Origin of the sequence: uncultured Brevundimonas sp. (genome assembly GCF_963975535.1) — a bacterium.
GTDB lineage: Bacteria > Pseudomonadota > Alphaproteobacteria > Caulobacterales > Caulobacteraceae > Brevundimonas.
This window is the reverse complement of record NZ_CAXBHE010000004.1, coordinates 26,959-45,485: the sequence shown is the minus strand read 5'-3', so window position 1 is coordinate 45,485 and position 18,527 is coordinate 26,959. Positions and strand designations below refer to the sequence as shown.

Annotated in this window: 19 protein-coding genes; 11 read left to right on the top strand and 8 right to left on the bottom strand. The window is 67.9% G+C overall.

What is annotated here, in order from left to right:
* Positions 1 to 220 precede the first annotated feature (220 nt).
* From gmk to fabD, 8 genes are all read right to left on the bottom strand, one after another.
* Positions 221 to 862, bottom strand: coding sequence for a guanylate kinase (gene gmk, locus AACZ75_RS06400; RefSeq protein WP_339871937.1), 642 nt, complete (start codon positions 860 to 862; stop codon positions 221 to 223).
* Entirely contained in the window at positions 852 to 1,751 is a 900-nt protein-coding gene (locus tag AACZ75_RS06395; protein ID WP_339871936.1) for a YicC/YloC family endoribonuclease, read from the bottom strand. Before AACZ75_RS06395 ends, gmk begins: the two co-directional genes overlap by 11 nt.
* Entirely contained in the window at positions 1,748 to 2,911 is a 1,164-nt protein-coding gene (mltG, locus tag AACZ75_RS06390; protein WP_339871935.1) for an endolytic transglycosylase MltG, read from the bottom strand. The genes AACZ75_RS06395 and mltG overlap by 4 nt, the downstream gene beginning before the upstream one ends.
* A complete protein-coding gene (gene fabF, locus AACZ75_RS06385) occupies positions 2,912 to 4,192 on the bottom strand; it encodes a beta-ketoacyl-ACP synthase II (RefSeq protein WP_339871934.1) in 1,281 nt (426 codons plus the stop codon). It lies immediately after the preceding gene.
* Positions 4,193 to 4,297: 105 nt separating this feature from the next.
* Positions 4,298 to 4,537, bottom strand: a complete 240-nt coding sequence (locus tag AACZ75_RS06380) for an acyl carrier protein (protein ID WP_300444219.1) — start codon at positions 4,535 to 4,537, stop codon at positions 4,298 to 4,300.
* Positions 4,538 to 4,728: 191 nt separating this feature from the next.
* Positions 4,729 to 5,469, bottom strand: a complete 741-nt coding sequence (gene fabG / locus AACZ75_RS06375; protein ID WP_339871932.1) for a 3-oxoacyl-[acyl-carrier-protein] reductase — start codon at positions 5,467 to 5,469, stop codon at positions 4,729 to 4,731.
* 13 nt (positions 5,470 to 5,482) lie between these two features.
* Positions 5,483 to 5,914, bottom strand: a complete 432-nt coding sequence (locus tag AACZ75_RS06370) for a hypothetical protein (protein WP_339871931.1) — start codon at positions 5,912 to 5,914, stop codon at positions 5,483 to 5,485.
* The gene (gene fabD, locus AACZ75_RS06365) at positions 5,911 to 6,858 is read right to left on the bottom strand and encodes an ACP S-malonyltransferase (RefSeq protein WP_339871930.1); all 948 of its coding nucleotides are present in this window, start codon (positions 6,856 to 6,858) and stop codon (positions 5,911 to 5,913) included. The genes AACZ75_RS06370 and fabD overlap by 4 nt, the downstream gene beginning before the upstream one ends.
* 172 nt (positions 6,859 to 7,030) lie before the next feature.
* Between fabD and AACZ75_RS06360 the strand changes: the two genes are divergently transcribed.
* From AACZ75_RS06360 to AACZ75_RS06310, 11 genes are all read left to right on the top strand, one after another.
* A complete protein-coding gene (locus AACZ75_RS06360) occupies positions 7,031 to 9,097 on the top strand; it encodes a hypothetical protein (protein WP_339871928.1) in 2,067 nt (688 codons plus the stop codon).
* A gap of 184 nt (positions 9,098 to 9,281) precedes the next feature.
* Positions 9,282 to 9,683 (top strand): 30S ribosomal protein S6, encoded by a 402-nt coding sequence (gene rpsF / locus AACZ75_RS06355; RefSeq protein WP_339871927.1) that lies wholly within the window; start codon positions 9,282 to 9,284, stop codon positions 9,681 to 9,683.
* A gap of 12 nt (positions 9,684 to 9,695) precedes the next feature.
* Complete coding sequence (gene rpsR, locus AACZ75_RS06350; protein WP_339871926.1) at positions 9,696 to 9,989, top strand: 30S ribosomal protein S18; 294 nt, start codon at positions 9,696 to 9,698, stop codon at positions 9,987 to 9,989.
* Positions 9,989 to 10,573, top strand: a complete 585-nt coding sequence (gene rplI, locus AACZ75_RS06345) for a 50S ribosomal protein L9 (protein ID WP_339871925.1) — start codon at positions 9,989 to 9,991, stop codon at positions 10,571 to 10,573. Before rpsR ends, rplI begins: the two co-directional genes overlap by 1 nt.
* Positions 10,574 to 10,710: 137 nt before the next feature.
* Positions 10,711 to 11,085, top strand: coding sequence for a hypothetical protein (locus AACZ75_RS06340; RefSeq protein ID WP_339871924.1), 375 nt, complete (start codon positions 10,711 to 10,713; stop codon positions 11,083 to 11,085).
* A gap of 101 nt (positions 11,086 to 11,186) precedes the next feature.
* The gene (locus tag AACZ75_RS06335; protein ID WP_339871923.1) at positions 11,187 to 12,674 is read left to right on the top strand and encodes a replicative DNA helicase; all 1,488 of its coding nucleotides are present in this window, start codon (positions 11,187 to 11,189) and stop codon (positions 12,672 to 12,674) included.
* 51 nt (positions 12,675 to 12,725) lie between these two features.
* Positions 12,726 to 13,763, top strand: coding sequence for an alanine racemase (alr, locus tag AACZ75_RS06330; protein WP_339871922.1), 1,038 nt, complete (start codon positions 12,726 to 12,728; stop codon positions 13,761 to 13,763).
* Between the two features lie 84 nt (positions 13,764 to 13,847).
* Positions 13,848 to 15,224, top strand: coding sequence for a DNA repair protein RadA (gene radA, locus AACZ75_RS06325; protein ID WP_339871921.1), 1,377 nt, complete (start codon positions 13,848 to 13,850; stop codon positions 15,222 to 15,224).
* A 26-nt stretch (positions 15,225 to 15,250) separates the two neighbouring features.
* Positions 15,251 to 15,844 (top strand): CvpA family protein, encoded by a 594-nt coding sequence (locus AACZ75_RS06320; protein WP_339871919.1) that lies wholly within the window; start codon positions 15,251 to 15,253, stop codon positions 15,842 to 15,844.
* A gap of 26 nt (positions 15,845 to 15,870) precedes the next feature.
* Positions 15,871 to 17,376, top strand: a complete 1,506-nt coding sequence (purF, locus tag AACZ75_RS06315; RefSeq protein ID WP_339871918.1) for an amidophosphoribosyltransferase — start codon at positions 15,871 to 15,873, stop codon at positions 17,374 to 17,376.
* Between the two features lie 39 nt (positions 17,377 to 17,415).
* A complete protein-coding gene (locus AACZ75_RS06310; RefSeq protein WP_339871916.1) occupies positions 17,416 to 18,171 on the top strand; it encodes an SDR family NAD(P)-dependent oxidoreductase in 756 nt (251 codons plus the stop codon).
* Positions 18,172 to 18,527: the final 356 nt, after the last annotated feature.

Below are 18,527 nucleotides of genomic sequence, written 5' to 3'. Positions count from 1 at the left end.
CGGCGCGAGTCCAGCCGCGAACCGCCGGGACGGGTCGCCACCGCCGACACGAACATCAAGGATCTGAAGGCGATGCCCGGGAATTCAGACATCGGACCGCAGGCGTTGGACTCCTTGCACCCGGTTTATCCGGAGTGCTATTCGCCCGTCAGGTCGCGTCGCCCCTCGACCGCAACGCGGATTCCCTCCCCATGCAAACAGGGAGGAGACGTGTGACCCCCTAGACCGCCTCGTTCAGCAGGGCGCGGCGGTAGCCCTTGAGCCAGATGTTGCGCGACTGGCGCGAGCGTTCGGCGTGGTAGATATGGGCCAGCTCGGCGTAGGAGCGGTCGAAATCGTCGTTGACGAAGACGTAGTCGAATTCCTCGCAGTGCTCGATCTCGCCCTTGGCGTTCTGGATCCGCTGTTCGATGACCGCCTCGGCGTCCTGCGAGCGGGTCACCAGACGGCGGCGCAGCTCCTCGAGGCTGGGCGGCAGGATGAAGACGCGGACGGCGTCCTGCGGGCATTTCTCGGCGATGTCGCGCGCGCCCTGCCAGTCGATATCGAACAGCACGTCGCGGCCCTCGGACAGGGCGCGGTCGATCGGGGCGCGCGGACTGCCATAGCGGGCCCCGTGCACATCGGCCCATTCGAGGAAGGCGTCCTGGTCGATCAGGCGCTGGAACTCCTCGTCGTCGACGAAATGATAGTCGCGGTCGGCGACTTCACCGGGGCGGATACCGCGGGTGGTCATCGACACCGACAGCTCCAGCCCGCCGTGGTCGGCCATCAGCCGGCGACAGAGCGAGGTCTTGCCGGCACCCGAGGGACTGGCGACGATCAGGAGGACACCCCGGCGGGGCGTGCGTTCATTCGACATTCTGGACCTGTTCACGCAGCTGTTCGATCACCGCCTTCAGTTCGAGTCCGGTGGCGGTGAGCGCGGTGGTAGCCGATTTGGCGCACAGTGTGTTGGCCTCGCGCATGAATTCCTGGGTCAGGAAGTCGAGTTTCCGGCCGGCGGGGGGTTGGTGCAACAGGGTGCGGGCCGAGGCGACGTGGGCGGTGAGGCGATCCAGCTCCTCACGCACGTCGGCGCGGGTCGCCAGGGCGGCGGCCTCCAGCACGATCCGGTCGGCCAGGCCGGGGGCCCCCGCCTCGCTGAGATTCGGGGCCAGGTCGGTCATGCGCCGGGCGAAACGCTCGCGCACGGCGGTGGTCTGGTCTTCAGCCCCGGTGCCGGCCTCGGCGACGAGGGCGGCGATGCGGTCGACGAAGCCGGTCAGCACCGGCAGCAGCTGGGCCCCTTCCCGCTCGCGCGAGATCTTCAGGGCGTCGAGGGCGGCGTCGATGGTGGCGGCCATGGCGGCTTCGACGGCGGCGCGGGCGTCCGGGTCCTCGACCTCCTCGGGGATCTCCAGCACCCCGCGCAGGGCCAGCAGGCCGTCGGCGGTCGGCGGCGTGGCCCCCTGAACGGTCAGGGTTTTGGCCAGCGCCAGATAGTGGTCGAGCACCGGCTGGTTGACCCGAACGGTCGGCGTGCCGGCCTCCACCCGCCGGGCCTGCAGACCCAGGGTGACCTGACCCCGGCCGAGGCGGGCCTGGGCGGCGGCGCGGGCCAGCCGTTCCAGACTGTCAAAGCCGGGCGGCCCCCGGAAACGCACATCGAGGGTCCGGCCGTTGACCGAGCGGGCCTCGACCGACCACGTCCAGCCGTCCTGCGCCCCGTCGGCCCGACCGAAGCCGGTCATGCCCGAGATCGGGTTCATGGCCGGTCGAGGGCCGGACGGGCGGGGGCCGGCGGGCGGACCGTGATGACGGCGACACCGGCGGCCGGGGCAGCCGCAGCCTCCCCCTCCGCCGTGACCTCGGGGGCGACCTCGGGCGCGACCACCACCGGCGGCAGGCCGGCCTTCTCGCGTTCGATGGCGCGCCAGCGGGCGACATTGGCGAGGTGCTCGGGATAGGTGCGGGCGAAGGCGTGACCGCCGGTGCCGTCGGCGACAAAGAACAGCTCGTCGCTGCGCGGCGGGTTGAGCACGGCCGCCAGGGCTTCCTCGCCGGGGTTGGCGATCGGCGTCGGGGGCAGGCCGTTGATCTGGTAGGTGTTCCACGGCGTCTGCCGATCCAGCTCGGAGCGGCGGATGCCCCGGCCCAGCGGCCGGCCCTTGGTGATGCCGTAGACGATGGTCGGATCACTCTCGAGCCGCATGCCGATGCGCAGCCGGTTGGAGAAGGCGGCGGCGACACGCGGACGCTCCGAGGCGACCCCGGTCTCCTTCTCGACGATCGAGGCCAGGATCATCGCCTCCTCGGGCGAGCGGACCACAGAGGTGGGGCCGCGCAGCGCCCACAGCCGCGCCAGGTTGCGGTCGCGGGCCCGCTGCATCCGGGTGATGACGGCGGCACGGGCTTCGCCCCGGCTGATCTCGTAGGTGTCGGGCCACAGCGTGCCCTCGGCCGGGACCTCGACCTCGCCGGTCAGGATCGGCTGGCGCATCAGGATGTCGACCGCCTGGGCCGAGGACCAGCCCTCGGGCAGGGTCACATAGTGACGCACCACCCGGCCCTCGACGAGCAGGATGATGACCGAGCGCAGCGAGGCGCGCGACGGCACCTCATATTCGCCGGCCCGCAGCTTGCGGTCGGCCCCGGTCAGGCTGGCCGCCGCCTTGAACATGTCGGTCGAGCGGATCACCCCCGCCTGTTTCAGCGTGGCGGCGATGGCCGGAACCCCCGACCCGCTCGGCAGGGTGACGACCGTGGTGTCGCCCTGGGCCGCGGCCGGGCCCGGGGCGTAGAAGACGCTCCAGCCCCAGAACAGACCGGCGATCAGGAACAGGCTAAAGGTGGCCGAGGCGGCCAGCAGGCCGACCATCAGGCCGGACCGTCCCCCCGCGGGCGGGCCCGGCTTGGCGCCGCGCGCCATCTAGTCGACCTTCCGGAAGATGACCGAGGCATTGGTGCCGCCGAAGCCGAAGCTGTTGGACATGGCTACATCGATCTTGCGGGCCTTGCCCCTGTGCGGGACCAGGTCGATGGCGGTCTCGTGCTCGGGATTGTCGAGATTGATGGTCGGCGGCGCGACCTGGTCACGGATGGCCAGCACGCAGAAGATCGATTCGATGGCCCCGGCGGCCCCCAGCAGATGGCCGGTCATCGACTTGGTCGAGGACACGGCGAGGTTCTTCGCGTGGTCGCCGACCAGCCGCTCGATCGCGCGCAGCTCGATCCAGTCGGCCATGGTCGAGGTGCCGTGGGCATTGACGTAGTCGAGGTCCGAAGGCTGCATGTCCGCGCGCTTCAGCGCCGCCTTCATCGCCCGCAGCCCCCCCTCGCCGTCCTCGGACGGGGCGGTGATATGATAGGCGTCGCCGCTCATGCCGTAGCCGACGACCTCGGCATAGATCTTGGCGCCGCGCGCCTTGGCGTGCTCGTATTCCTCGAGCACCATGATCCCGGCCCCCTCGCCCATGACGAAACCGGCGTGGTCCTTGTCATAGGGCCGGCTGGCCTTCTCCGGCGTGTCGTTGAAACTGGTGCACAGCGCCTTGCAGGCCAGGAAGCCGGCGATGCCGATCGGCACGATCGAGCTTTCGGCCCCGCCCGCGACCATCACATCGGCGTCGTCCATGGCGATCATCCGCGCCGCGTCGCCGATGGCGTGGGCCCCGGTGGCGCAGGCGGTGACGACCGAATGGTTCGGCCCCTTGAGCCCGTGGCGGATCGAGATCTGGCCCGAGGTCAGGTTGATCAGGGCCGAGGGGATGAAAAAGGGGCTGACCCGTCGCGGGCCCTGTTCCTTGAGGATGATGGCCGTGTCGGCGATGGGGCCGAGACCGCCGATGCCCGAGCCGACCATGACGCCGGTGCGTTCCTGGTCCTCGTCGCTCTCGGGCTTCCAGCCGGCATCGGCCAGGGCCTCGTCCGCGGCGGCGATGGCATAGACGATGAAGTCGTCGACCCGCTTGCGGTCCTTGGGCGACATGATCTGTTCGTGATCGAACACACCCGGCTGCCCGGGCGCGCCGCCGCCGCGTCCGTCGACCGACGGAATCTCGCCGGCAATGGTGCAGCCCCAGCCCTCGACGTCGAAATTGGTGATGGGCCCGATGCCGGAGCGACCGTCCCGGATTCCCTGCCAATTATGCTCGACACCCGCCCCGAGGGGGGTCAGCAGACCGAGACCGGTGACTACAACGCGGCGCATGGGCGCTCCTTCAACAGAATCCGTGCCCAGAAACAGTAATGGCCGCCGGGCGGCCCCGCTAGGGGCGCACCACGGCGGCCACTGAAACCGTCAGTTGACCGGAGGTCAGCCGGCCAGCTTGCCGTCGATGAATTTGACGGCGTCGCCGACGGTCTGGATGTGCTCGGCGGCATCATCCGGGATCTCGATGTCGAATTCTTCCTCGAACGCCATGACCAGTTCGACGTTGTCGAGCGAGTCAGCGCCCAGATCGTCGATGAAGCTGGCCTTTTCGACCACTTTTTCGGGATCGGCGTCCAGATGGTCGATGACGATCTTGCGAACGCGTTCCAGGGTATCGGACATGGGGTCTCTGCCTTCATTATGGTGCCGCAGCACCAGCGTTTGTCTTCGCGATTGCCGTCCCACGACAGCGCCGGTGGCGCAAGCCCAAAGAGGCTGCACAGCCGGTTGCGTCACCGCCCTTTAGCACAGCCGCCCGCTTGGGGAAGAGTCGCCGCAGGCTTTGATTGCATGCCCCGGCCGCGACCGGACGGTCAGATCATCGCCATGCCGCCGTTCACGTGCAGGGTCTGGCCGGTGACATAGGCGGCCTCGTCCGAGGCCAGATAGACGGCCGCGGCGGCGATCTCGTCGCCGGTGCCGAGGCGGCCGGCCGGGATGGCCTTGAGGATGGTCTCGCGCTGGGCGTCGTTCAGCACATCGGTCATCGGCGAGGCGATGAAGCCGGGGGCGATACAATTCACCGTGATGCCGCGGCTGCCGACTTCCTGGGCCAGGGATTTGGAGAAGCCGATCATCCCCGCCTTGGACGCGGCATAGTTGGTCTGGCCCGGGTTACCGGTGACGCCGACCACCGAGGTGATGCCGATGATCCGACCCGAGCGGCGCTTCATCATCCCCTTCATCGCGGCGCGCGACAGGCGGAAATACGATTCCAGATTGACGGTGATGACCGACTGGAAGTCCTCGTCCTTCATCCGCATCAGCAGGCCGTCCTTGGTGATGCCGGCATTGGCCACCAGAATGTCGAGCGGTGCCCCGGCGGCCTCCTCGGCGCGGGCGATCAGGCCGTCGACCGAGTCGGGGTCCGACAGATTGGCGGCGGCGGCAAAGGCGCGCTCACCCAGCTCCTTCGCCAGATCCTGCAGCACCGCCTCGCGCGTGCCGGACAGAACGACAGTCGCGCCCCGGGCGTGCAGCGAGCGGGCGATGGCCCCGCCGATGCCGCCGGTGGCCCCGGTGACGAGGGCGGTCTTGCCAGTGAGATTGAACATTGATGGCTCCGGTTCAGGTCGCGGACGCGAAATAGGCGATGACCGCTGCCGCAATGGCCGCGATGGCTGATATTAAAGCGGCAACCTTGGCCGCGTTGCCGCTCTTTTCGGCCACCGCCAAGCGGCGTTCTTCGGCTGCGGCCTGCATAACAAAAGTCAGCAACATCGCAGTGGTCGTTTCCGATAAGGGACGGGCTGTAACCGGCGCACCCTGCTCTCTCAGTGCGTACCGCGCCTGCAATGCGTAGGCGGTGGAACCCGTATGCGTCGACTCACGGAAAAGGCCTTTGAATCCCTGCAGCACCCGCTCTAGGCGGGTTTCGTCGAGCGATAGCTCTTTGGCCATCTCCGAGGGAGAACGGGCCCAGTACCGCTCATAGACAGCGAGGTGCATAATCGCCGCAACCAGATACTCCTGCTCCTCGGAATAGCTTAGCCGCTTCATTGGAACGACTTCGCGAACGCTTCCAGATCTTCCGGCGTATTCAGGGCCATGCTCTCGGCATCCGGCGCGATGCGTTTGGCCATGCCGGTCAGGACCTTGCCCGAGCCGATCTCGGCGAAGCGGGTGATCCCGCCATCACCCGCCATCCACTCCATGCTCTCGCGCCAGCGCACGCGGCCGGTGACCTGTTCGACCAGCAGGCGACGGAGGGTCTCGGGGTCGGTCTCGGGGCGGGCGGTGACGTTGGCGACCACCGGCACGCGCGGGCCCAGCAGGGTGGCCCCGGACAGGGCCTCGGCCATTTCGTCGGCGGCGCGCTGCATCAGCGGGCAGTGGAAGGGGGCCGAGACGTTCAGCGGAATCGCCCGCGCGCCCAGTTCCTTGGCCTTCTCAATGGCGCGGTCGACGGCGGCCTTGTCGCCGGAGATGACGATATTGCCGGCGTTGTTGTCATTGGCGACGACGCAGACGCCGACCTCGGAGCCGGCTTTCGCGGCGGCCTCGGCCAGGGCCAGGTCGGTCTTGGGCCCGATCAGCGAGGCCATGGCCCCCTGCCCGACCGGCACGGCACGCTGCATGGCCTGGCCGCGCAGCTTCAGCAGCCGGGCGGTGTCGGCCAGGGTCAGGGCCCCGGCGGCGCACAGGGCCGAATATTCCCCCAGCGAATGACCGGCCACGAGGGCGGCGCGCGACACGTCGATATCGAACTCGACCTTCAGCACCCGGACGGCGGCGAGCGACACCGCCATCAGGGCCGGCTGGGCGTTCTCGGTCAGGGTCAGCTGGTCCTCGGGACCCTCGCGCATCAGCAGGGCCAGCTTCTGGCCCAGGGCGTCGTCGATCTCGGCATAGATCTCGCGGGCGCTGGCGAAGGCCTCGGCCAGGGCCACGCCCATGCCGACCGACTGGCTGCCTTGTCCGGGAAACAGGAGGGCGAGGGTCATGGGCGGTCCGAAGGCTGTTGAATCGAGGGGGCAGCGGTAAGACAAAGGCGGCGACGCGACAAGCCGTGGCCTCCCTCCGGCAACAGATTACAGATTAGTCAGGTTGTGGTCGAAGCTTCGACACAATGCTGACTAGAACCGTCAACGGGACAAGGGACGGGAATTCCACAACATGATCTGCAGAGGTCGGCGCGCTCTCGCGCTGGGTGCGACGATGCTGGGCCTTGGCGCGGTCACAGGGGTCGCCACGGGGGCGCAGGCCCAGGCGATCGCGCCAGCGGCGGTCGTCGACGCGAACGTCACCCCCTACCTGCCCGCCTTTTTCGCCGAATACCGGCCCGTCACGGCGCTCGACATGATCGGCCGGATTCCGGGGTTTCAGTTCGACGGCGGGTCGAGCGCACGCGGTTTCGCGGGCACGGCGGGCAATGTGCTGATCGACGGGGAGCGCCCGCCGACGCGCAGTGACAGCCTGAGCAGTGTGGTGGCCCGCATTCCTGCGGCCCAGGTCCTGAGAATCGACATCGTCCGCGCCGGTGCCGGCGGCATCGACATGCAGGGCAAGACTGTCGTGGCCAACGTTATCCGCAGGCCGGACGCGGGCATGTCCGGTGCCGTGTCGTCGAGCCTGAACATCACCGACGACCTGCGCCTGCAGCCCAGCGTCAGTCTGCAGGCCCAGCGCCAACGGGACGGCCGGTCGCTGGACGGGTCGGTGCGGCTGTCGACCGGGAGCCAACGGATCACCGGCCGTCGCGATCGCCGGCTGCCGGATGGCGACCTGATCTTCCTGGCCCAGAGCGATGCAGCGGTCGACTTCACCTCCGGCGAAACCACGGGTGTCTATGAGGGCCCCCTGGGCGGCGGGCGCATCCGGGCCAACGCCCTGATCAACTACAACGGCAGCGACTATCAGGGTCTGGACCGGCTGCTGATTCCCGGCGGCGAGGAGCGCAGTGGCAGCGATTCCACCCGCTGGCGGGGTGAGGCCGGTCTGCGCTGGACCCGCAGCCTGCCGCGCGGCTTCAACCTCGAACTGGTCGGGTTCCAGTCGCTGACCGACAACACCAATGACGGCCGCTATGCGTCGCCACGCTTCACCTCGGACACGACGACCGGACAGGTTTCGCGTGAGAGCATTGTGTCGGGGTCGGTGAAATTTCCGCCGACGGGTCGGTGGAGCCTGGAAACAGGATCGGAGATGGCGCTCAACCGGGTCGATACCGGGACCAGCTATACCTTCAACGGCAATCCGCTGCGGCTGGCCGGCGATGATACCCAGGTCGAGGAGTTGCGCACCGAGAGTTTCCTGACCGCAGGCTGGGCGGCGCGACCGGCGCTGAGTTTCGAGGGTGGTCTGCGGTTCGAGACCTCGCGGATCACGGCGGCCGGCAGCGCCGGAGAGGCGGAAACCAGCCTGCGCTATCTGAAACCGCGCCTGATGGCGACCTGGACACCCCGCCCCCGCGAGACCGTCAATCTCAGGCTGGAGAAGACGGTCGACCAGCTGTCGTTCGGGGCCTTCACCGCCTCGGCAGCCTTTGAGACCGGCATCTTCGGACGCGGCAACCCGGACATTCGTCCGGGCCAGGCGTGGCAGGCCAGTGCGCGGTATGAGCGGCTGTTCGACCGGCAGGGCACGGTCATCGCCGAATTCACCCACGAATGGCTCGATGACGTGCTCGGCTCGGTGGTGATCTACGAGATTCCGCCTGGCGAAGCCGTCGCCCGCCCCTTCAACATCACCCGAAACGTCGGCACGGCGACCCGTGACCGGCTGAGCCTGTCCACCCGTCAGCCGCTGGATCGCCTTGGCCTGACCGGGGGGCTGCTGAACGCCCAGGTGACCCTGCGCTGGTCGGAGACCGAGGACCCGGTCACCACGCTCAATCGACGGGTGTCCGGCGATCAACCGTTCGGCTGGTCGCTGGGCCTGAGTCAGAACCTCGTGGCCCGCCGCATCAACTGGAGCCTGAACACATCGAGCGGTCAGGATCAGAGGAGCTATGCGCCCAGCACCCTGTCCCGGTTCCGCAGCGATCCAAACGTCAACGCCAACGTCAGCTACCGGCCGAACGCGACCTTGAGCCTGTCGGCCGGTCTGTTCGTCGGCGGAAACAACGGCAACGAATTCATCCTGTTCAACGCGCCGCGCAACCAGGGGGCTCCGGTCTATGCCGAACGGTCTCGGACCGACGGCAACCGCCAGATCTATGCCTCGGTGCGACGCAGCTTCTGAGGCCCGCGATCGCTTGCCCTGCCGCCCCTTTTCCCCTATATGCGCCCGCTTTCCAGGGCTTCGGTCCTGTCGCGGAACATCAAAGGGTTCGGGAACTCATTCCGGCCGCCGCTGCAGGAGCCATCGTGGGAACGGACTTTAACCCGGTCTGTCTCACGCCGACGCCCACAAGGGAGACTACCGCATGGCTCTTTACGAGCACACGGTCATGTCGCGCCAGGATATCAGCGCGCAACAGGCCGAAGCGCTGAACGACACCATCAAGGGCTTGATCGAACAAGGCGGCGGTTCCGTCGCCAAGATCGAGTACTGGGGTCTGCGCAACCTGACCTACCGGGTCAAGAAGAACCGCAAGGCACACTATTCGCTGCTCGCCGTCGACTGCCCGCCCGCCGCCATGGCCGAGGTCGAGCGTCAGCTGTCGATCAATGAAGACGTGCTGCGCTGGCTGACCGTCCGCGTCGAGGAGCTCGACCTCGAGCTGTCGCCGTTGCTGGCCCGCCGTGAACGCGAGCGCGAACGTGAACGCGAACGCACCCCGCGCACCGACGAGGCCCCTGCGGCCGCCGTCGCCGAAGCCGAATAAGGAAAGCGCAGCATGACCGATACGACTGCTCCCGCCCGCGGCCCCGTGACCCCCGGCACTCCTGCCGGTTCCGGTGCCGCCGGCCGTCGCCCCTTCCATCGTCGCCGCAAGGTCTGCCCGTTCTCGGGCGAAGGCGCGCCGAAGATCGATTACAAGGATGTGAAGCTGCTGCAGCGTTACATCTCCGAACGCGGCAAGATCGTGCCCTCGCGCATCACCGCTGTTTCCCAGATCAAGCAGCGTGAACTGGCCAAGGCCATCAAGCGCGCCCGCTATCTGGCCCTCCTGCCCTATGTGGTGAAGTAATGAAGGTCGTTCTCCTCGAGCGCGTCGACAACCTCGGCGCCATCGGCGATGTCGTGACCGTCAAGGACGGCTTCGCTCGCAACTTCCTGCTGCCGCGCGACAAGGCTCGCCGCGCGACGTCCAACAACCTCAAAGCCTTCGAACTCGAACGCGCCGCCATCGAGGCCCGCAACGAGAAGAACAAGGAAGAGGCCGGCAAGATCGGCGGCAAGATCGACGGTCAGACCTATGTCATGATCCGTCAGGCCGGCGAGACGGGCCAGCTGTACGGTTCGGTCGGCGGTCGCGACGTCGTTGAGGCCATCACGGCCGAAGGCGGCAAGGTCGAGCGCAGCCAGATCGTGCTGAACACCCCGATCAAGCATCTGGGCGTCCACGAAGTGGCGGTCCGGCTGCACGCCGAGGTCTCGGTCAAGGTCAAGATCAACATCGCACGTTCGGCCGAGGAAGCCGAGCGTCAGGCCGCCGGTGAAGACGTCATCAAGGCCGCCTATGACGAGGACCGCGCCGCGGCTCTCGAACAGGCGCGCGACATGGTGGCCGGCGGTGCCGGCCAGCAGGACGGCCTGGGCTCGGAAGCCTAGGCCCTACACCGACCTAACGACGAAGAGGGCGCACCTTTGCGGGTGCGCCCTTTTTCGTGCCCGTCGCACCGGCTTCATGCCCTTGTTCGGCCACAATCCGCCCCACACACTGCCGCGTTCAACCGCAGGAAATACCCATGATCCGCAAGACATCGCTGGCCGTGGTCCTCGCGGCCAGCCTCATCGCCGGGGCCGCCAGCGCCAACGGGATGACGGTCCAGCAATTCCTCACCACCGCCGCCGGGATTCCGCGCAATCCGACCGCCATGCTGCGGTCCGACACGCGCCGGCTGATGAACGAGATGAAGGGGGCCTTCCAGACGGTTCGTTCGGAGGAGGCGGCCGCCCGCGCCGCCGGACGCCGCCCGGCCGCCTGCATGCCCGAACGGGTGTCGGTCAATCCGGAGCGGCTGCTGGGCCGGTTCAATGCCATTCCCGCCGCCCGCCGCAACATCAGCGTGACCCAGGCCATCCGCGAATGGATGGCCGAAGAGCATCCCTGCCCGGCCTGACCGGGCCGAAACGGACCGTCCACAGAGGTGTCCCCGTTCATCTGGACCGGGACCGACATTTCCGTCCGCTTCCGACGCAGCGGGGGGCTAAGCGTTAACCGATGAACGCCTTCGCCCCCTTCTCCGCCGACTCCGCGTCGATTTCCTCCCTGCCGCACAATCTCGAGGCCGAGCAGGCGCTGCTGGGCTCGCTGATGTTCGACAACGCCGTGTTCGAACGGCTGTCGGACCGCCTGCGCGGGTCGCATTTCTACGAGCCGTTCCACAACCGGCTGTTCGACGCGATCGAGGACCATATCCGCCAGGGCATGCTGGCCGAGCCGACCATCCTGATGGAACGGTTCAAGCAGGATCCGGCCTTCGCCGAGTTCGGGGGTCTGCGCTATCTGGCCGATCTGGTCGACCGGGCCCCGCCGGCCGCCAATGCCGCCGACTATGCGCGGGTCGTTTATGACCTGGCCCTGCGCCGCGACCTGATCCGCATCGGCGGAGATATCATGAAGGAGGCCCCCGATCCCGAACGGGCGGCCATGGACCAGATCGAACAGGCCGAGCAGTCGCTCTACTCCCTGGCCGAAACCGGCAAGCCGTCATCGGGATTCGTCAGCTTTTCCACCGCTTTGGCCGGGGCGGTTCAAATGGCGGGCGAAGCCTACCAGCGCGACGGCAAACTGGCCGGCCTGGCGACCCAGTTGCACGACCTCGACCAGAAGCTGGGCGGTCTGTATCCGTCCGACCTGCTGATCCTGGCGGGGCGACCGTCGATGGGCAAGACGGCGCTGGCCACCAACATCGCCTTTAACATCGCCCGCAACTATCGCTGGGAGCCGACGCCGGAGGGCCGCAAGACCGTCAACGGCGGCGTCGTGGCCTTCTTCTCGCTGGAGATGAGTGCCGAACAGCTGGCCATGCGGATCCTGGCCGACGCCTCGGGCGTGTCCTCGGACCGGCTGAGAAAGGGCGAGATCGACGCCTCGGACTTCGGCAAGGTGCGGGACGCGGCCATCGAGATTGGCGAAAGCCCCCTGTACATCGACGCCACCGGCGGTCTGGCCATCTCCAAGCTGGCGGCGCGGGCACGACGGCTGAAGCGGGCCGAACAGGGCCTGGACCTGATCATCATCGACTATCTGCAGCTGATCACCGTCGGCGACGGCAACAACCAGCGCAACCGGGTGCAGGAGGTGTCGGAGATCACCGGGGGGCTGAAGGCCCTGGCCAAGGAGCTCAACGTTCCGATCCTGGCCCTGTCGCAGCTGTCGCGTCAGGTCGAAAATCGCGAGGACAAGCGGCCGCAGCTGTCCGACCTGCGCGAATCCGGCTCGATCGAGCAGGACGCGGACTGCGTGATGTTCGTCTATCGCGAGAGCTACTACCTGGGCCGGACCGAGCCGCGCGAAGGCACCGAGGAGCATCTGAAATGGCAGGAGGACATGGACGTCCTGCAGCATCAGGCCGAGGTCGTCATCGGCAAGCAACGCCACGGCCCGATCGGCATCGTCAAGCTGAGCTTCGACGCCGACACCACCCGGTTCGGCAACCTGGCCAACGACGGCCGCTATTCGAACTTCCGCGACATCCCGGAATAGGTTCGACGTTTTCAGGTGTGCACTGCACAAAAGTTGCGGCATAAGGCGTTCATGCCCGCCCCCGCCACGCTTTCCGTCGACCTGAACGCGCTTGCGCACAATTTCCATGCGCTGGAGGCCCTCGGCGGCGTGCCGGTGCATCCGGTGGTCAAGGCCGATGCCTACGGGCTGGGCGCGGTGCCGGTGGCGCGACGGCTGATGGCCGAGGGCGCGCGAACCTTCTTCGTGGCCCGGGCCGAGGGCGGTTTCAGCCTGCGCAGAGCCCTGGGGCCGGAGCCGGTCATCCATGTACTGGACGGCTGCATCGGCGACGGGGCCGCCGCAATGATCGCCGCCGGCCTGAGTCCGGTCCTGAACCACGGCGCACAGCTGACCGCATGGCGGGCCGCCGGTGGCGGGGCCTGCGGCCTGCAGATCGACACCGGCATGAACCGGCTGGGTTTCCGGCCCGAGGACGCGCCCGAGCCGTTCGAGGGTCTGGGTCTGGTCATCAGCCATCTGGCCTGCGCCGACGCGCCCGAGGCGGCGATGAACCGGCAGCAGCGCGACGTCTTTGCCGCTGCGGCCCTGCGCTATCCCGGTGCGGTACGGTCGTTCGCCAATTCGGGCGGGGTCTTCCTGGGTCCGGACTTCGCGTTCGACGCCGTGCGCCCCGGCATCAGCCTGTATGGCGGCGGCCCCGAGGGGCGTCCTGACGACCGGCTGCGGCCCGTCGCCACCTTCACCGCGGAGGTGCTGCAGGTGCGGAACGTGCCGGTCGGCGAGAGCGTGGGCTATTCCGAAGGCTTCCGGGCCGAGACGCCGCGCCGGATCGCCATCTGCGCCGCCGGCTATGCCGACGGTGTGTTGCGCAGCAGCAGTCCCTGGGGCGCGGTGTGGCTGGGCGGCGCGTTACGGTCGATCGTGGGACGGGTGTCGATGGACGTCATCGCCGTCGACGTCACCGGCACGGACATCGCCGTCGGCGAGCGGGCCGAGCTGTTTGGATCCCGCCGGATGCTGGACGAGGCCGCGACGGCGGCCGGAACCATCGCCTATGAACTACTGTCGGCAGTCACGCCGCGGGTGCCGCGAGTCTATATCGGCTGAACCCCGGGCCCACCCGCGTCAGAAACGGACGCAGGCCTGTTCCGACCCCTGCCCCACCGTCCGCGACTCCTGTAAGTCAGGGTCATGGCCAGAGACGGTGCGATCTATGTTTGTCAGTCCTGCGGGGCGGTCCACGGCAAGTGGTCCGGTCAGTGCGGGGCCTGTAACCAGTGGAACTGTATCGTCGAGGAGAGCCGCTCGGCCCCGCCGGGGGCGATGAAACCGGTCAGTGCGGCCCGCACCCGCGGCCTGCAGTTCGAAACCCTGCAGTCCGACGCGCCCGAACCGCCGCGCATCGTCACCGGGGTCAAGGAGTTCGACCGGGTGTGCGGTGGCGGCGTCGTGCCCGGCTCGGCCATATTGTTGAGTGGCGATCCCGGCGTCGGCAAATCGACCCTGCTGCTCGACGTGGCCGGTCGGGCGGCGCTGAAGGGGGCGCGGGTGGCCTATATCTCGGGCGAGGAGGCGATCGAGCAGATCCGGGCCCGGGCCAAACGGATGGGCCTGTCCAGGGCCCCGGTCGAACTGGCCTCGGCCACGGCCCTGCGCGATATCCTGGGTACGCTGAAGCGCGAGAAATTCGACATCGTCATCGTCGACTCGATCCAGACCCTGTGGTCCGACGCCCATGAGGCCGGGCCCGGCTCGGTCACCCAGGTGCGGGCCTGCGCCGGTGAGATGGTGCGGCTGGCCAAGTCACACGGGGTGGCCGTGGTCCTGGTCGGCCATGTGACCAAGGACGGGCAGGTCGCCGGGCCGCGCGTGGTCGAACACATGGTCGACGCCGTTCTGAGCTTCGAGGGCGAGCGCGGTTATCCGTTCCGAATCCTGCGCGCCGGCAAGAATCGCTTCGGGGCCACCGACGAGATCGGCGTGTTCGAAATGGGCGACACCGGCCTGCGCGAGGTCAGCAATCCCTCCGCCCTGTTCCTGGGCGAGGGCAAGGACCGGGCCCCGGGAGCCGCCGTCTTCGCCGGGATCGAGGGCTCTCGCCCCGTGCTGGTCGAGATGCAGGCCCTGGTATCGAAATCGGCCTATGGCACGCCGCGCCGCGCGGTCGTCGGCTGGGACACCGGCCGGCTGGCCATGGTGCTGGCGGTGCTGGAGGCCCGCTGCGGTTTCGGCTTCGGCGACCAGGACATCTATCTGAACGTCGCCGGCGGCCTGCGCATCAACGAACCCGCCGCCGACCTGGCCGCCGCCGCGGCCCTGATCTCCTCGGCCACCGACAAACCCCTGCCCCAGGGCTGTGTGGTGTTCGGCGAAATCAGCCTGTCCGGCGAGGTGCGGGCCGTCGGCCGGGCCGAGGCGCGGCTGCGCGAGGCCCGCAAACTGGGCTTCGACCACGCCCTCACCCCGCCCCTGACGGTCAAGGGCGGCGGGGTGGCGGTGACTTCGGTGACGCGATTGACAGAAGCGGTCGATCGAATCTCGCAAAACCGCTATGAGGGTCTTCAGTAACTCCAATCCGAGGATCAACCGACCGCGTGACCGGCTTTGACGCTCTCGCCCTACTCGTGATCCTCGCCTCGGCTGCGGCCGGCTGGGTGCGCGGCGCGACGCGCGAAATCATCACCCTGCTGAGCTTCGTCCTGGCCGCCTTCCTGGCGCTGGTGGCCCTGCCTTTCACCACGCCGATCGGCCGGTCCCTGATTGATCCGGACTGGGCAGGTGCCATTGCTGCCGCCATCGCCTCCTTCCTGCTGGTCTATTTCGGCATTCGCATCTTCGGCTCGGCCCTGTCGAAACGGGCCCAGGCCCATCCGCAACTGGGCGGGATCGATCGCTTCTTCGGCGTCTTCGTCGGCGCGGCCCGGTCGCTGGTGCTGCTGGGCGCGATCCATCTCGTGATCGTCGCCTCGATGCCGGGCGAGGCCACGCCACGCTGGCTGACCCAGGCCATGCTGTATCCGGTCAGCGCCGGGGCCGCCCGCGTCATCCAGATCGTCCTGCCCGGCATCGGCCGGGGTGCCGACGCCCTGACCCCGGTGATCAATTCCTCGGTCCAGGAGGGCTTTTCCGATCCCCAGGCCTTGCCCCCGCCCCAAACAGGGCATACCCCGCGCCGCACCACCCCCTAGTCGCTTCCCGGACCATCGGAGTCACGATGCGCCACCAGATTGCCGATCCCGTCGTCCATCGTGACCACCATCGCGATCCCGACGATGACCGTCCGCGCCTCGAATGCGGTGTTTGCGGAGTCTGGGGGGCCGAGCCTGACGGGGCCGCCGCCATCGTCGCCCTGGGCCTGCATGCCCTGCAACATCGCGGCCAGGAGGCCTGCGGCATCGCCAGCGTCCATGAGGAGCGTTTCCATACCGAACGCCATCAGGGTCTGGTCGGTGATGCCTTCGGCGGCACCGATCTGTCGAAACGGATGCCGGGACAGGCGGCCGTCGGCCATACCCGCTACTCGACCGCCGGCGGCTCCTTCCTGCGCAATATCCAGCCGATGTTCGCCGATCTGGATTCCGGCGGCATCGCCATCGGCCACAACGGCAACCTGACCAATTTCCTGTTCCTGCGGAACCAGCTGGTCTCGGAAGGCTCCATCTTCCAGTCGACGTCGGACTCCGAGGTGATTCTGCATCTGATCGCCCGCTCGCGCAAAGCGCGGATCGTCGACCGATTCCTTGACGCGCTGGCGCGGATCGAGGGTGGCTATGCCCTGGTGGCGCAGACCAGCAAGAAAATGATCGGGGCCCGGGACCCGCTGGGCATCCGCCCGCTGGTGCTGGGTCAGATCGGCGAGGCCTGGGTGCTGGCGTCGGAGACCTGTGCGCTGGACACCATCGGGGCCACCTTCGTGCGCGACGTCGAGCACGGCGAGGTCGTGGTCATCGACAAGAACGGCCTGCAGTCGCTGAAGCCCTTCCCGACCCGCGCCGCCCGGCCGTGCCTGTTCGAATATGTCTATTTCTCGCGCCCCGACAGCATCGTCAACGGCCGCTCGGTCTATGGCGTGCGCCAGCGCATGGGTCAGGGCCTGGCGCGCGAGTTTCCGGTCGACGCCGACGTCGTGGTGCCGGTACCGGACTCCGGCGTGCCCGCGGCCCTGGGTTACGCCCGCGAAAGCGGCATCCCCTATGAGATGGGCATCATCCGCAGCCACTATCTGGGCCGAACCTTCATCCAGCCCAACCAGGGAGCCCGACAGAAGGGCGTGCGCATGAAGCACAGTCCCAACCGTTCGGTGCTGGAAGGCAAGCGGGTCGTGCTGATCGACGATTCGGTCGTCCGCGGCACCACCTCCGCCAAGCTGGTCCGGGCCGTGCGGGCCGCCGGGGCCACCGAGGTGCATCTGCGCTCGGCCAGCCCGCCGATCCTGTACCCGGACTTCTACGGCATCGACATGCCCGAGCGGGACCAGCTGATCGCGGCCAACAAGACGATGGCGGAGATGAAGGCGATGCTGGAGGTCGACAGCCTGGGCTTCCTGTCGGTCGACGGTCTGTATGAGGCTATGGACGCCGGACCGCGCGACCCGGTCAATCCGCAGTTCACGGACCACTATTTCACCGGCGACTATCCGACCCGGCTGCTGGATCGCGAGATCGAACAGGGGGGCCGCGACGCTACCTATCGCCAGCTGTCGCTGCTGGTGACCGCCTAAGGGACTTTGCCCCGGCCCGGGCGCGCGCTATCAGGCCCCATGTCCCCTGACCTTCCCCTGAAAGACCGTATTGCCCTCGTCGTCGGGGCCTCGCGCGGCATCGGCTATGAAGCCGCCCTGGCCCTGGCCAAGGCCGGGGCCCACGTCGTGGCCACCGCCCGCACCCAGGGCGGGCTGGAAGAGCTGGACGACGCCATCTACGCCGCCACCGGCCAGCACGCGACCCTGGTGCCGTTCGACCTCGTCGACGGCGGGGCCATCGACCGACTGGGCGGGGCCATCTTCGAACGCTTCGGCAAGCTGGATATCTGGGTCCAGGCGGCGGCGACCATGGGGGCCTCGGGCCTGACCCCGGTCAGTCACTCCGATCCGCGGGTCTGGGCCAAGGTCGAGAAGACCAATTTCACCGCCATCTACCGGTTGATCCGTTCGCTGGAGCCGCTGCTGCGGGCCTCGGACGCCGGGCGCGCCCTCTATCTGACCACCAGTGTGGCCGCCGCACCCAGGGCCTTCTGGGGCATGTATGCCGCGACCAAGGCCGGGGCCGAGGCCCTGATCAAATGCTGGGCCGACGAGATCGAATCGACGCCGATCCGCGCCGCCGTGGTTGATCCGGGCCGGATGCGCACCATGCTGCGGGCCCAGGCCTATCCGGGCGAGGATCCGCAGGATGTGCCCCACCCGTCCGAAATTGGCCCGCTGATCGTCGAGCTGGCCCGCAGTGACCGCGAGCCGCCGCTGGAGGTGACGTTCCGGGACTGGAAGTCCGGACCGGGCGTGGCGGCGCTGGTCTAGCGACCGGTGCCGGCGACTTTCCGTCGCGATGCGGGTCCGGGACCCGGTGGGCATCGATGTCGGACCGCCTTTTTGACCGACATGGGTGATTCTGGCCGTCCGGATGCCACAGGCTCCGGCCTGCACGGACGCCAAACGGCGTCAAAGACAGAAATTCTGCGCGGCATCGAAAACAGGCGTCAGGATCAGTCGCTTGCCCCCGAGCGTCCATGCATTAACCCTGACGTGCGCGCCGTTACAGCGTTTTACGAAGCGTGATATATTCAGATAATTCAAATGGCTGTCGGATAACACAACGGTAACGGGTGTCGTCGATCTTTCCGCCATGCGTATCGCCTTACACTTTCATCGGCGTT